This window comes from Streptomyces oryzae, from assembly GCF_017676365.1.
Lineage (GTDB): Bacteria > Actinomycetota > Actinomycetes > Streptomycetales > Streptomycetaceae > Streptomyces > Streptomyces oryzae.
Genome location: NZ_JADKMA010000086.1, coordinates 1 through 13,043 on the forward strand (window position 1 = coordinate 1; position 13,043 = coordinate 13,043).

Annotated in this window: 14 protein-coding genes; 6 read left to right on the top strand and 8 right to left on the bottom strand. The window is 73.0% G+C overall.

All coding sequences use genetic code 11. The features are described 5' to 3' along the window. Positions 1-111: 111 nt before the first annotated feature. Positions 112-558 carry a cold-shock protein gene (locus ITI46_RS17950; protein WP_209240649.1) on the bottom strand — a complete coding sequence of 149 codons (447 nt, stop codon included), beginning with the start codon at positions 556-558 and terminating at the stop codon, positions 112-114. Between the two features lie 311 nt (positions 559-869). Between ITI46_RS17950 and ITI46_RS17955 the strand changes: the two genes are divergently transcribed. Then, positions 870-1,541: a hypothetical protein gene (locus ITI46_RS17955; protein WP_209240650.1), complete on the top strand. Its 672-nt coding sequence runs from the start codon at positions 870-872 to the stop codon at positions 1,539-1,541. 70 nt (positions 1,542-1,611) lie between these two features. On the opposite strand, the gene ITI46_RS17960 is transcribed toward ITI46_RS17955, so the two are convergent. After that, a complete protein-coding gene (locus ITI46_RS17960; RefSeq protein WP_209240651.1) occupies positions 1,612-2,214 on the bottom strand; it encodes an NAD(P)H-dependent oxidoreductase in 603 nt (200 codons plus the stop codon). A 146-nt stretch (positions 2,215-2,360) separates the two neighbouring features. On the opposite strand from ITI46_RS17960, the gene ITI46_RS17965 reads away from it, so the two are divergent. Beyond that, positions 2,361-2,642, top strand: a complete 282-nt coding sequence (locus ITI46_RS17965) for a hypothetical protein (protein WP_209240652.1) — start codon at positions 2,361-2,363, stop codon at positions 2,640-2,642. A 128-nt stretch (positions 2,643-2,770) separates the two neighbouring features. Here ITI46_RS17965 and ITI46_RS17970 read toward each other — a convergent pair whose 3' ends face one another. After that, the gene (locus ITI46_RS17970) at positions 2,771-2,983 is read right to left on the bottom strand and encodes a DUF4236 domain-containing protein (protein ID WP_209240653.1); all 213 of its coding nucleotides are present in this window, start codon (positions 2,981-2,983) and stop codon (positions 2,771-2,773) included. Between the two features lie 192 nt (positions 2,984-3,175). Here ITI46_RS17970 and ITI46_RS17975 point away from each other — a divergent pair, with 192 nt between their 5' ends. Then, complete coding sequence (locus tag ITI46_RS17975; protein ID WP_307808220.1) at positions 3,176-3,883, top strand: type 1 glutamine amidotransferase; 708 nt, start codon at positions 3,176-3,178, stop codon at positions 3,881-3,883. 119 nt (positions 3,884-4,002) lie between these two features. Continuing rightward, entirely contained in the window at positions 4,003-5,493 is a 1,491-nt protein-coding gene (locus tag ITI46_RS17980) for an FGGY-family carbohydrate kinase (RefSeq protein WP_209240654.1), read from the top strand. A 26-nt stretch (positions 5,494-5,519) separates the two neighbouring features. Here ITI46_RS17980 and ITI46_RS17985 read toward each other — a convergent pair whose 3' ends face one another. Continuing rightward, positions 5,520-6,269, bottom strand: coding sequence for a TioE family transcriptional regulator (locus ITI46_RS17985; protein ID WP_209240655.1), 750 nt, complete (start codon positions 6,267-6,269; stop codon positions 5,520-5,522). Between the two features lie 59 nt (positions 6,270-6,328). Between ITI46_RS17985 and ITI46_RS17990 the strand changes: the two genes are divergently transcribed. Continuing rightward, positions 6,329-7,558 carry an erythromycin esterase family protein gene (locus tag ITI46_RS17990; protein WP_209240657.1) on the top strand — a complete coding sequence of 410 codons (1,230 nt, stop codon included), beginning with the start codon at positions 6,329-6,331 and terminating at the stop codon, positions 7,556-7,558. On the opposite strand, the gene ITI46_RS17995 is transcribed toward ITI46_RS17990, so the two are convergent. Genes ITI46_RS17995 through ITI46_RS18005 form a run of 3 tightly spaced genes read right to left on the bottom strand, consistent with a single transcriptional unit; the run spans position 7,555 to position 10,024 of the window. After that, positions 7,555-8,322 carry a polysaccharide deacetylase family protein gene (locus tag ITI46_RS17995; protein ID WP_247746167.1) on the bottom strand — a complete coding sequence of 256 codons (768 nt, stop codon included), beginning with the start codon at positions 8,320-8,322 and terminating at the stop codon, positions 7,555-7,557. The two genes, ITI46_RS17990 and ITI46_RS17995, sit on opposite strands and share 4 nt — an antisense overlap. Then, positions 8,316-9,194, bottom strand: coding sequence for a DMT family transporter (locus tag ITI46_RS18000; protein WP_209240660.1), 879 nt, complete (start codon positions 9,192-9,194; stop codon positions 8,316-8,318). The genes ITI46_RS17995 and ITI46_RS18000 overlap by 7 nt, the downstream gene beginning before the upstream one ends. An 8-nt stretch (positions 9,195-9,202) precedes the next feature. Beyond that, the gene (locus ITI46_RS18005) at positions 9,203-10,024 is read right to left on the bottom strand and encodes an SDR family NAD(P)-dependent oxidoreductase (RefSeq protein WP_372451993.1); all 822 of its coding nucleotides are present in this window, start codon (positions 10,022-10,024) and stop codon (positions 9,203-9,205) included. 528 nt (positions 10,025-10,552) lie between these two features. Between ITI46_RS18005 and ITI46_RS18010 the strand changes: the two genes are divergently transcribed. Continuing rightward, positions 10,553-11,698, top strand: a complete 1,146-nt coding sequence (locus ITI46_RS18010) for an MGDG synthase family glycosyltransferase (protein ID WP_209240661.1) — start codon at positions 10,553-10,555, stop codon at positions 11,696-11,698. 85 nt (positions 11,699-11,783) lie between these two features. Here ITI46_RS18010 and ITI46_RS18015 read toward each other — a convergent pair whose 3' ends face one another. After that, the gene (locus tag ITI46_RS18015; RefSeq protein WP_209240662.1) at positions 11,784-12,992 is read right to left on the bottom strand and encodes an epoxide hydrolase family protein; all 1,209 of its coding nucleotides are present in this window, start codon (positions 12,990-12,992) and stop codon (positions 11,784-11,786) included. Positions 12,993-13,043 lie beyond the last annotated feature (51 nt).

Sequence of the window (13,043 nt, forward strand, 5' to 3'; positions counted from 1 at the left end):
GGACCGGGGGCGGTGGGTTCAGGACAGCGGTTCGGAAAGGAATCAGCGATGTTCGGCCGGGAGCGGGCGACGCCCGTCGCCCGACCTGGCACAGCGGTCACTCCGGGTCAGTCAGTCCTCGGCCCAGCCGTGGCCCTTCCCGAACTGCACAAGGCGGCGCCGGATGTCGAGGATCTGCGCCCCGGTCAGCCCCGGCGCGGCTTCCAGCAGCAGCTCCGTGACCGCCCGGGTGTACTCCGTGACGCTGAGTACGTCGCACATCGGATCGTCGCCGTCCTCCGTACGGGAGGCGGCGGGCCGGTGCGCAGCGTGCCCCCCGGCAGCCGGCGGCGGTTCGAACGACGGGGACTCCGGGCGCTCCAGCAGCCGGACCGACGAGGCTTTCAGGCCCCGGTCCCCGTCCTCGATCTCGAACTCGACCGCCACGCCGGTGTGGACGAACGACTCCGGCATCATCAGATCGTTCGCGTGCAGAAAGACGTCCTCGCCCCCGTGATCCGGGGCGATGAATCCGTAGCCCCGCGCACCGTCGAACCGGACGACTCGGCCAGCAACCATATCCACCCCAAACCGCACTCCCCGGGCCCCTTGCCCGGACATCTGCCCGGGATCTTAGCGACCGCCATCGGCGAGGGGGATGCTGCGAGCAGGCCCCGGAAATGCGCCCGAGCCCTGGGTGTCACGCCCGTCCTGGTTGACGTGGCGTCAGGTAATGGCCCGGCGGGCGGCGTTGGCCCGTATCCAATATTCATGGGTTTACGGAAGCGATGTCCGGGCAGCGGCCCTGTGCCGGGTCTCTCGTCCGAGGCTCGCCCCCCATCAGGACGGCTTCCGGGCTCGACGTGCCCGGAGCCGGGGAAAAGGCGCACATGTTCACCACACTCCTCACCGTCGGCCTCGCCGTCATCCTGGCCGTCGCTTTCGGCCTCGCGCTCCGCGTCAGGCAGCGAGCGGCGGACCTCGACGGGCAGCAGATGGAGCGGCGCTTCGGCCCCGAGTACGAGCGGGTCCTGGCCGCTCGCAACGGCGACGCCAGGGCCGCCCGCCGGGAACTGGCCGCCAGGCTGCGGCGCTACGGCTCACTCGAGGTTCTGCCGCTCGCCTCCGGGGCGCGCGAGCGCTATCTCGCCCAATGGAAAGCCGTCCAGGAGGAATTCGCCGAGTCCCCGGCAACGGCGCTCCGCGAGGCCGAAGCGCTGCTGACGCGGCTGGCCGGCGAGCGCGGCTACCCGGCCGACGCCCCTTTCGAGGAGCGGGTCGCCGCCCTCTCCGTGCACCATGCTCGGCGCGTCCAGGGCTATCTCCGCGTCCACGACGCACTGCACAGTGACGGTGGTGGCAGTACGCAGAGTGCCGCGCATGCCGGGAACGCCGCAGATGCGGAGGACGTGCGCGGCGCACTCCTCGAAGCCCGGGCCCTCTTCGACTCACTCCTCAACGCCCGGCCCTGCAACGGCGCCGGACAGCAGCGTGAGCGCACCGTCCGGGCCGCCCGCCCGCGCCTCGGCCTGCCCGGCAACACCGCGACGGGTGTGCGCTGAACCGCGACGGGTGTGCGCTGACGGCACCGCGGCGGCCGGCCCTCGGTACCGTTCGGCCCATCGCCGCCGGTCAGGCCACCAGTTCCGCCGCCATCGCGCGGGCCTGCCGCAGCCACTCGGCGCGCTGTGCGTCCGTTGAACCGGTGACCGTACGGAAAACGGTGCGCCGCACATCCGTCACCCCGGTGTAGGGAAGAATGCAGGCGCTCCAGATGCTGTGCAGCGGGTCGTTGAACTCCTGCTCCTCCCGCTCGGCGGGGGTGTCCGAGGTGTTGAGGACCAGCGCGCGGGTCGCGGGCAGCAGCCCCACCGGTTCGCCGTCCGCGGTTCCCAGCTTGTAGGCGACTCCGGGCGCCAGCACCCGCTGCACCCAGCCGGCGAGCAGCGCCGGCGGCATGCCCCACCAGTTGGGGTGGACGAACACGAGGGCTTCGGCCCCCGCCACCTCCGCACGGTGCCGGGCCAGAGCCAGGTCCTGGCCGTCTTCGGCGGCCGCCGCCCCGCTCACCGTCTCCGTCTCCGGCGCGGTCAGCAGCGGGTCGAACGCCTCGGCGTACAGATCGTGGGCCAGCACCTCGCAGCCGCGCTGCCGCAGTTCGTCGACGACAGCGTCGAACAGGGCGTGGTTGAAGCTGCCGGGACGTGGGTGTGCGAGGTACACCGCTATACGCATGGGGCCATTGTGAAGCAAGACCGCACGACCGCACGGCGCGGGCGCGGCACCGCCGTTCGCCGGCCCCTGGCACGGCCCCGCACTCGGGGTACCCAGCGGTGCGCTCACTCCCTAGTGTGGCGTCACCGACTACGGGAGGGGGAGCAGTGTCCTACTCGGGACCGCCTTATCAGTCAGGCCCGCCGTACCAGCCGGGTCCGCCGCCCGGCAACGACTCCAACACGCTGAGCATCGTCGGCATCGTGCTCGGAGCCATTGCCTTCATCTTCTGTCCGCCGGCCTTCGGGATCGCGGGGATCATCTGCGGCGTCGTCGCGAATTCCAAGAAGGAGCGGCTCGCGCCGGTCGCGATCGGGGTGTCCATAGCCGGGCTGGTCCTCGGCATGGTGCTCGGACTGCTGGTCTTCCGGGGGATGTACGGAGGCTGACCGTCGGACGCGCGCAGGACAGGACATCGGGAAGGCCGGACGGGTACGAAAGGGCCGTCCGGCCTTCCCGAGGGGGCCTCGTCCCCGTCCACGCCCGTGTCGGCGCGGACGTCCCGGCGGCCGGGGGCTCAGTGGCGGACCATGCGGCGCCGGCCGAAGCGGCGGGTGGTGTGCCGTCGGCCCAAGGGTCCCGGCAGCCGCAGCGATGTCGTGCGGCGCCCCATCGACCTGCGCATCCGGCGCGGGCTGTGACCGCCCGTGGTGATGGACACCGACCGGCGCCGGACGTTCATCCGCACTCCCGGCAGAATCCGGAAGCTCTTCCGGTACGTGAGCCCCATGGCTCCTCCCTCTTGCTCGACCTCTGGTACCGCTGAGCCTCCCGAGTACCCGCCGGGCACCCGCCCAGTCACCTTGCCTTCGGCACCAGGCGGCCGGTCACGAACAGCGACCCTCCGGCGGCGCTGCGCACCGTGTCACCATGAGTGACGGCGCGCGCAGGGGGCGCGTACCGGACGGAAGGCGGGCGAGCAGTGGCAGCAACAGCCCTGGTGGTGCAGAACACGGTCCGGGGCGGGCCGGGGCGGTTCGGCGACTGGCTGACGGAGGCGGGCGTCGCCGTGGAGACCGTCCGTGCTTACGAGGGCGGTCCGCTGCCGACGCGGCTGACGCAGGACGCGCTGGTCGTACTGGGCGGCGGATTCATGCCCGACGACGATGCCCGGGCTCCCTGGCTGGTGACCGCGCGCGCCCTGGTGGCGGAGGCGCTCGACGCAGGGACGCCGGTCTTCGGGATCTGTCTCGGCGGGCAGTTGCTGGCTCACGTCGCCGGGGGACAGGTCGCGGCGGAGCACGGCGAGCCCGAGATCGGCAGCACTGCGCTCACCCTGAGGGCGGAGGTGGAGAGCGACCCCCTCTTCCACGGTCTGCCCCGCCGGGTGACGGCGATCGAGCGGCATGTGGACGCCGTCACCGCGCTGCCGCCCGGCGCCGTCTGGCTCGCCGAGAGCGCGCGCTGCCCGTACCAGGCGTTCCGCGTCGGCGAGCGGGCGTGGGGTGTGCAGTTCCATCCCGAGACCGACCCGGACCGGATCCGCGACTGGGACCCGGAACGCCTTGCCGCCCACGGCCTCGACCGGGCGGACCTCCTTCGCCGGGCAACGGAGGACGCCGTCACCGCTACCCCGGTCTGGCGGCAACTGGCCCACAGGTTCGCGGCGTTGGCACGGGAGTCGGCATAGGTCCGGCGGCTCCGGCGTGCCCGGAAAGGGTGCGGGGACCGCACGGCAGGCCGGGACGGCAACCGGCGCAGCACAGGGCGTTCATTGACCCTGAAATCGATTCCTGCGAGCCTGCGGCCATGCCCCGCGACGCAGTCCTCGGTGTGGACATCGGCACCTCCAGCAGCAAAGGCGTCCTGGTCGGCCTGGACGGCACAGTGCTGCGTTCAGCCGTGCGCGAGCACACCGTCGACCGGCCGGCTCCCGGACAGGTCGAGATGGACGCCGAGGTGTGGTGGGACGAACTGGTCTCCCTCTCCCGCGAACTGACCGACGGCGGCGACGCCGAGGTCGTCGCCGTCGGAGCCAGCGGTATGGGCCCCTGCGTGCTGCTCACCGACGCCGACGACACTCCGCTGCGCCCAGCAGTGCTCTACGGCGTCGACACCCGCTCGACCGCCCAGATCGCCCGGCTCAACGCCGAGTTGGGTATCGAGGAGATCCGCCGCCGCTGCGGCTCCGACCTGAGCAGCCAGGCCGCGGGCCCGAAGATCGCCTGGATCGCCGAGCAGGAGCCGGAGCTGTACGCACGCGCCCGCCGGCTGTACATGCCCAGCTCCTGGCTCGTCCGCAAGCTGACCGGCGCCTACGTCCTGGACCACCACTCCGCGAGCCAGACCACCCCGCTCTACGACACCGTCGCCCAGCAGTGGTACGCCCCTTGGGCCGGCCGGATCGCACCCGGCATCGAACTGCCGCCGCTGCGCTGGTCCGGCGAGACCGCGGGCACGGTCACGGCGGAGGCCGCCCGCCGTACCGGGCTGCCCCAGGGCATCCCCGTCATCACCGGAACCATCGACGCCTGGGCCGAGGCGCTGAGCGTCGGCGCGCACCGGCCCGGCGACCTCATGCTGATGTACGGCACGACGATGTTCCTGATCCACACCGTGCCCGGGCTGCTCACCGACCCCGCGCTGTGGAGCACCGTCGGCGCTCTCCCCGGCACCCGCAACCTCGCCGGGGGCATGGCCACTTCGGGCGCCGTCACGGGCTGGCTGCGTGAGCTGTTCGGCAAGCCCGACTACGCCGAACTGCTCCAGCTCGCCGAAGCCTCCGGGCCCGGCGCCAACGGGCTGCTGATGCTGCCCTACTTCGCGGGGGAGCGCACTCCCGTCATGGACCCGCAGGCCCGCGGCGTCATCGCCGGACTCACCCTCTCCCACACCCGCGGCGACCTGTACCGCGCCGCGCTGGAGGCCACCGCCTGCGCCGTGCGGCACAACATCGAGGCGCTGGAGAAGGCGGGCGGCGACATCCGCCGGGTCGTCGCCGTGGGCGGCGGCACCCAGGGCGGACTGTGGACGCGGATCGTCTCCGATGTCACCGGCAGGCCGCAGGAGTTGCGCACCATCTCCATCGGTGCGAGCTACGGTGGCGCGCTGCTCGCCGCGCAGTCGGTGACCGATGCCTCGATCGATGTCTTGAGCGACGCCTGGAACCCCGTTTGTGAGACCGTCACCCCGGACCCAGGGAACGCCGCCCGCTACGAGGAGTTGTACGGCCTCTACCGCGACCTCTATCCGGCGTCGGCCGACGTGGTCCACGCCCTCGCGGCCCGCCAGGACCGCTGACCAACTCTCACTCACGGGGCCGGATCTCAGCCGCGCTCGCGCAGGTACGCCTCCAACTCGGCGGCCCCGGCCAGCATCGCCCGCCCGCGGGCGGACAGCCGATCGTGCCAGTCGCGCAGGGCGGCCTCCAGCGGCTCCAGCCCTCCGGCAGCGCGTACCTGTTCGATCAGTGGGGCGATCTGCTCCAGCAGGTAGCCGCCCCGCCTGAGTTGATGGGCCAGCCGGGCGTCCCGTACGTCGGCCTCGTCGTAGACGCGGTACCCGGTCAGCGGGTCGCGGCGCGGGCTCACCAGCCCCGCGCGCTCCCATTTGCGCAGCGTCGCGGGCCGGATGCCGAGCTGCCCCGCCAGCGGCCCGATGAATGTGCCGCCGGGTGACGGCGCCGGTGCCGGCCTGGACCCAGTGGTGGGCCTGGACGCCTTGGTGGGCTCCAGGCCGCGGAGGGCGCTCTCCACGGCGTGGAGGGTCAGGCGGTCGTCGCGGAGCTGGGCGTGACTCTCATCGATGAGGCGGAACGCCTCCTCGTCCGTGCCCTCGTTCACGGCCCGCATGACCGACGTCGCCGTCCGGTGGCCATGACCTGGCACCAGGGCGAGGAACGCGCGCAGCGCCGCCGCGTGCAGCGGCGTATAGGTGCGGTAGCCGTGTTCTGTGCGACCGGCGGCCGGAAGGATGCCGGCCTCCTCGTAGTTCCTGACGGCCTGCGTGGACAGACCGTGCCCGCGCGCCAGGTCAACCGGCCTGAGTCGTTCGCCGCTTTGAAGGTTTCGCCCCATGAGCCCTGCAACGTCGCGTTAAAGTTTCCACCGAAGGTTCAACGATACCGTTGATGGGCATGGCGACCGACATCACAGATACCACCCATGCCCTCGAAGCAGCCTCCGTCATGAACCTGCTCCCGGCCCGGCCCCGACTGCTCGCCCTGGGCGAGCCCACCCATGGTGAGGACACTCTGCTCGACCTGCGCAACGAGCTGTTCCGGCAACTCGTCGAGCAGGAGGGCTACCGGACGATCGCGGTCGAGAGTGACTGCCTGATGGGGCTGATCGTGGACGACTACGTCACCTCGGGTACGGGCACCCTCGACGAGGTCGTGCAGCAGGGACTCAGTCACGGCTTCGGCACCTCCGCGGCCAACCGCGAACTGGTGCGCTGGATGCGCGCCTACAACGACGGACGGGACGCGTCCGAGCAGCTCCGCTTCGCCGGTTTCGACGGCCCGCTGGAGATCACCCACGCCGAGAGCCCCCGGCAGGCCCTCACCGCACTCCACGGCTACCTCGCGGGCCAGGTGGACGCGGAGTTGCTCCCCTGCACCATGGAGAAGCTCGACCGTCTGCTCGGGGCCGACGACCGGTGGACCAACCCCGCCGCGATGATGGACCCGGCGCAGTCGATAGGACAGTCGGCCGAAGCCGGTCGACTTCGGCTGCTCGCCGACGATTTGGTGGCGCTGTTCGACGCGCAGACGCCACACCTGCTCGCGGAGACCTCGCGGGAGGACTGGGACCGGGCGCGTCTGTACGGGCGCACGGCAACCGGCCTGCTGCGCTACCACCACTGGATGGCCGACACCTCACCGAGCCGTATGTCGCGGCTGTGTGCGCTGCGGGATTCGATGATGGCCGACAATCTCCTCGCCCTCGCCGCTCGGGGCCCGGCGCTCGTCCATGCCCACAACTCCCATCTCCAGCGGGCGAAGAGCACGATGCAGATGTGGCAGGGGCCGGTGGAGTGGTGGAGCGCCGGTGCGCTTGTGAGCGCTCGCTTGGGCGAGGACTATGCCTTTGTGGCCACGGCCCTCGGCACGATCCGGCACCGGGATGTGGGTACCCCGGCGCCGGACACGGTCGAGGGGCTGCTGTACGCGCTTCCGGAAGACCGCTGCGTTGTCGATGCCCCGCGGCTGGTCGCCGCCCTCGGCGATGTGCGGCCCGCGCTCCGGGTCTCGCCCTGGTTCGGCTACGCGCCGTTCGACCCGGCTCACTTGGCGGAGGTCGACGGCCTGGTGTTCGTGCAGGACATCCCCCAGAGCCAGGCCGTGCCCGGCGAACTTGCCGATTAGGGGCTGCCCCTGCCCGGGCGTTCCCGCAGCGGTGGGGCCAGCCCGTGGTCCGCCAGAGGGCCCACCGTCCAGCCCGCGTAGCGGCAGAGGGTGATCAGGTGGGGGAGGGTGGCCAGTGTCGCGCGCCAGGAAGAGGGGGCGCTGTTGCGGTCGCTGTCGTGCAGCAGAACGGTCGCTCCGCCCGTCAGCCGCTCGCTCACCTTTGCGAGGACGCTGTCCGGGTCGGCGTCCGCCCGCCAGTCACGGCCCCAGGCCGTCCACAGCACCGGCCGCAGCCCCGCACGCCGCGCTCCCCACCAGCGGGTGGCGGTGAGCACTCCGTACGGCGGCCGGTACCAGTAGGGCGTCATCCCGGCGGTCTCCCGTACGGCAGCAACCGCCCGCTCCAGATCCGCGCGGTCGGCGACGGGGCGGGGCAGCCACGGCGGCTGGTGCTCCCAGCAGTGGACGGCCAGCTCATGGCCCTCGGCCGCCATCCGGCGCACCAGGGCGGGATGGCGCCGCACCGCGGCTCCCTCGAGGAAGAAGGTGGCCCGGACGCCCAACCTGTCCAGCTCCCGCAGAAAGTGCGGGGTGGACCGGGCGTCCGGCCCGTCGTCGAACGTGAGGGCGATATGGTCGGCGCGGCCGCGGCCGTCCAGCGCCGGGCGGAGCACGGACCGTACGGCCGGCAGCCAGCTGGCGGCCGGGATGATGTGCGCAGCGGCGACGGCTGCCGGTGCGGCGGTGGCCAAGGCGGCCAGTACGCGCGGCCGGTTCACCAGATCTCCTTCTCGGAGGTGCCCGCAACCGCCGGGGACCTGGCCAGGTGCACGCTTCCCACGCTGATCAGCGCCAGGGCGACCAGCTCGGGCAGCACCCGCCAGCCCAGCGACAGCCGCTCGTCGAACAGTGTCGCGCCCAGCACCACGCTCAAGAAGGCGTCGCCCAGCGTGAGTGCGGGCTGCGACGCCACCAGCGTGCCCGCGTGCAGCGTCAGTTGCAGCAGCAGAAACCCGGAAGCGCCGGCCACGGCCACCCCGTAGGTCTGCCACGCCGTCAGCAGCGCCACCAGACCGTCGTCCGCCAGCCGCGAGATGGCGTCCTTCATCAGCGCGGCCGTCGCCCCGAACAGCACGGCTGTCGCCGACCCCAGCACGCTCGCGCGCGGTGCCGACGGCAGCCGGAACGCCACCACGACCAGCGCCACCACGAGAGCCGCCATCAGCGGAGCGGCCACCATCCACCGGTCATCGGGCACCGAGGCCGACCCGCCCGACGGCCGCACCAGCCCCAGCAGAGCCGCCAGCCCCACCACCATCGCCACGAACGCCGCCCAGGCACGCCCTCCGGGGCGCTGCCGGAAGACCACACTGCCCAGCACGAGAGTGAACAACAGCTCCGTCGTCATCACCGGCTGCACCACGGCCAGCGGCCCTGTCGCCAGCGCGCCCGCCTGGCACACCGCGGACAGCACCAGCGTCGCCGCGCCCCACAGCCACACCGGACGCCGCAGCAGCCCCGGCAGCCACGACAGCCGCCGCCCCGAGGGGCCGGGCCGCTCCACCGCAGCGGCCCGCCGCTGAAGCACCGAAGCGGCGGCGTTCCCCAGTGCCGCGAGCACCGCCAGCACGACGGAAACCGTTGTCCACAGCACGCGTGGACCTACCCGAAGCGCTGGGCGAGACTGCGGAATACGCCAGGCGCTGTCCCGTGCAGCCACGCCGGCATGGCCATCCAGGAGGGTACGTACGCGTTGGGGCGCCCCGTCCGCAGCGCCCGGCACACCGCCTCGGCCACCTGTACAGCGGGTACGGGGCGCGGCCGCTCGCGGCGGTAGGGCGCGCCGCGCCGCTGGAAGAACGGGGTGTCGACCACACCGGGCAGCACCATCGAGACCCGCACCCGGCTCGGGGCCAGCTCGTAGCGCAGGCTGTCGGCGAACGCGGTGAGCCCCGCCTTCGTCGCCGCGTACACCGCCTCTCCCCGTACGCCCACGCTGCCCGCCATGGAACCGATCAGCACCACCCGCCCCGCGCGCTGGTCCACCATGCCGGGTACCAGCAGCCGCACCAGGTGCAGCGTCGCGTTGAGGTTCACCGCGAGCACGTCGTCGATGTCCTCGGGCGGCATCGCGGCGAACGACCCGGCCCAGCCGATGCCTGCCCCCGCCACCAGCGCGTCCACCCGGCCGCTGTGCAGCAGCGCCTCCTCGGCCAGCCGGGCCCGCGCCCGCGGATCGGCCAGGTCGGCGGGGAGCGGCACCCCGCCGGTACGGGTCGCGACCTGCTCCAGACGCTTCTCGTCCCGGCCGTTGAGCAGCAGCCGCCAGGCACCGTCCGCCGCCAGCCGGTCGGCGACGGCCGCCCCGATGCCCGACGAAGCGCCGGTCACCAGCGCCACCGGCCGGTGCCCGTCCTGCCCCGCACCCGCACGCCACTCGGCCGGCGCGGGCTCCGGTGGCCGGGCCCGCGCGGGACCGGACAGTCCGCCGCCCGGATGCCGTCGGTGCGGGCGGCGCACGGAAGGGGCTCGGAGCAGAGGGTGCGTCGGACGGCGGTCGGATCTGCCGAGCCTGTCGAACACGGACGCCTCCGGTGAGCAGTACGGGCCGCGACGGGGCCGGGACGGGTGTACCGGGGCACAACGGGCCCCGGCTCCAGCATGCTGGCAACCGCGCTGCGCACCTGCCCTGAGCCTGGGCCCGGGCCAGCCGAACCACCTGTTCGGCTCCCCTCCCGCGGCACATGCCGGGCCCGGAAGCCGGGGTGCGGCGCAGGTCGGCGCCGGGCGCGGCGGCGGCGCTTCGGCACCGACTGAGTGTCGCTGCGCCGCGCCTGACGGATGCACACAGCACACTGGTCCGAGGATGTGCCGTGGGGTCCACGGGCGCGCCGGCCGCCCGCAGAGCCCGAGGGCGCAGGACCGGGACGCCGCCCCGGGACCGCAGCCCCGGCACGGCCCGCAGGCGACGGGCGCTGCGCCGGTCCGCCCACCCACGACCCCTGGAGCCCCATGCCGCACCGCTTCCTGCTGCTGAGTGCCAGCATGGGCGCGGGGCACGACGCGGTCGCACACGAGCTGGCACACCGGTTGCGGGCCCGCGGTCACGAGGCGACCGTGCGCGACGTCCTCACACTGCTGCCGGCCGGCACCGGCGAGGCGCTGCGCTCCGGCTACCGCGCCGTGGTGCGCCATGTGCCCCGGCTGTACGGCGCCGTGTACGCGGGCTTCCTCGCGACGGCCGGCGGACCGGGCCCGCGCCCCAGCAGCGCCCCCCTCGCGGCGCTTGCCGAACGTCCGCTGCTGCGGGCCGTCGCCGACTGGCGTCCCGATGTCGTCGTGCCCACCTTCCACCTGAGCGCCCAGGTGACCGGGCGGCTGCGGGCGCGGGGCGCGCTGGAGGTGCCCGCGGCGGTCGTCGTGGTCGACTTCGCCGTGCACCGCGGCTGGCTGCACCCCGGAAACGACCTCCACCTGTGTGTCACCGAGGAGGCCGCCGAGGAGGTACGGTCCACCACCGGTGGCCCCGCGCACACCACAGGCCCCGTGGTGCCCGCACGGTTCTTCCGGCCCCGCGACGTGGACGGCCACTGGCGGGCGCTGCTGGACCGGCACGTGGCGGCAGCGGCGCAGCACACCACTCCTGTGTCGCCCGAGCGGCCCGCCGTACTGATGTCCACCGGCGCCTGGGGAGTCGGCACCCGGCTGCTGGAGACGGCGCGTCAGCTGGCGGGCCACAACTGTGTGCCGGTGCTGCTGTGCGGGAACGACGAACGGCTGCGGCACCGCGCCGCCCGCCACCCAGGGCTGCTGCCGCTCGGCTGGGTGACCGATCTGCCGGGCCTGATGGCGGAGGCCCACGTCCTGCTCGACAACGCGGCGGGCCAGACCGCGGCCCAGGCACTCGCGGCAGGCCTGCCGGTCGTCGGCCACCGGCCGTTGCCGGGGCACGCGGCGGCCGGCGTACGGGCCATGGCGCAGGCAGGACTCTCCCGGTACGCGGTCGGCAAGGGCGAACCGGCCCGCACGGTCCACGAACTGGCGTTCCCCGGCCCCGCGCGGGACCACCAGACCGCCGCCGCCCGTGCCGCCTTCCGCACCGACCCGGCCGATGCGCTGCTGGAGCTCGCCGACCGGGCGGGCGCGCGGTCACGCTGAGTGCGCTCACACCGAGCGGGCGCGGCCCTGTGCGCCGGGCCGGTGCGGCCCCGCGCGGCCCGGCCCACCGATGTGTCTCGCTGCCTCAGCCCAGCTCGCGGAAGAAGGCGCGTACGTCTTCGACCAGCGCGCCCGGGGATTCCATCGCCAGGAAGTGGCCGCCCGCGTCCAGCTCCCGCCAGCGCACGATGTTGTGGTCCCGCTCCGCCCATGGACGGACCGTCACATCGTGGGCGGACAGCAGTACGCCGGTCGGTACGGTGCCGCGCTCCGCCGCCCAGTCCGCACCGCTCCAGTCCGCACCGCTCCAGTCCGTGGCGGCGCCGTCTTCGCCGGGCTCGGACCAGTCCTGGGCCGAGATCGCCTCGTAGTAGACCTGCGCCGCCGGCCCCGCCGTGGCCGTCAGCCAGTACAGCGAGACGGCGGTCAGAAGGCGGTCCCGGTCGATGCTGTCCTCGGGCAGGCCGTCCGCCGGATCGGTGAGCTCCTTGAACTTCTCCACGATCCAGGCGAGTTGCCCGGCGGGGGAGTCGGTGAGCGCGTAGGCGACGGTCTGCGGACGCTTGGAGTTGCACTGCAGATAGCCGTCGTTGAAGTTCTGCATCCGCTGCCAACGCCGCTCGTCCGCCTCGGAGAGACCGTCCAGCTCGCCCTCCGCCCCCATCGGCAGGGAGATCAGGGCGTTCAGATGGATACCGGCCACCCGCTCCGGTGCCTGCTTGCCGATCTCAGGAGCCACCCAGGCCCCGGTGTCATATCCCTGCACGCCATAGCGCGCGTAGCCCAGCCGTTCCATCAGCCGCACCAGCAGCTCGGCCATCCTGGCCGGTCCCATCCCGGGCCCGGCCAGCGGGGTGGAGAAGCCGAAGCCCGGTAGCGAGGGGATCACCAGGTGGAAGGCGTCGGCCGGCCTGCCGCCGTGTGCCGTCGGATCGGTGAGCGGACCGACCACGTCGAGGAAGTCGGCGAATGTGCCCGGCCAGCCGTGCAGCAGGAGCAGCGGGGTGGCCTCCGGATGGTGGGACCGTACGTGCAGGAAGTGCAGCCGCTGTCCCTCGATGACGGTGGTGAACTGGGGGCAGGCGTTCATGGCCGCTTCCTGCGCCCGCCAGTCGTACTCCGTCGCCCAATAGCCGGCCAGCTCCCGCAGATACGCCGGTGGCACGCCACGGCTCCAGCCCACGCCGGGCAGTGCCTCGGGCCAGCGGGTGCGGGCGAGCCGGTCGGCCAGGTCGTCGAGGTCGGCCTGCGGGACGTCGATACGGAAGGAGACGATCTCCTGTTCGGTGCTCATGGCAGGGACAGTAGGGTCCGGTTCGGACAGTTCCGGTCCTAAATCGCGGCG

What these genes read in the sequence shown, in the direction of transcription:
- ITI46_RS17950 (WP_209240649.1), bottom strand. Translation starts at nt 558, where the DNA reads ATGGTTGCTGGCCGAGTCGTCCGGTTCGACGGTGCGCGGGGCTACGGA.
- ITI46_RS17955 (WP_209240650.1), top strand. Translation starts at nt 870, where the DNA reads ATGTTCACCACACTCCTCACCGTCGGCCTCGCCGTCATCCTGGCCGTC.
- ITI46_RS17960 (WP_209240651.1), bottom strand. Translation starts at nt 2,214, where the DNA reads ATGCGTATAGCGGTGTACCTCGCACACCCACGTCCCGGCAGCTTCAAC.
- ITI46_RS17970 (WP_209240653.1), bottom strand. Translation starts at nt 2,983, where the DNA reads ATGGGGCTCACGTACCGGAAGAGCTTCCGGATTCTGCCGGGAGTGCGG.
- ITI46_RS17980 (WP_209240654.1), top strand. Translation starts at nt 4,003, where the DNA reads ATGCCCCGCGACGCAGTCCTCGGTGTGGACATCGGCACCTCCAGCAGC.
- ITI46_RS17985 (WP_209240655.1), bottom strand. Translation starts at nt 6,269, where the DNA reads ATGGGGCGAAACCTTCAAAGCGGCGAACGACTCAGGCCGGTTGACCTG.
- ITI46_RS17990 (WP_209240657.1), top strand. Translation starts at nt 6,329, where the DNA reads ATGGCGACCGACATCACAGATACCACCCATGCCCTCGAAGCAGCCTCC.
- ITI46_RS18010 (WP_209240661.1), top strand. Translation starts at nt 10,553, where the DNA reads ATGCCGCACCGCTTCCTGCTGCTGAGTGCCAGCATGGGCGCGGGGCAC.
- ITI46_RS18015 (WP_209240662.1), bottom strand. Translation starts at nt 12,992, where the DNA reads ATGAGCACCGAACAGGAGATCGTCTCCTTCCGTATCGACGTCCCGCAG.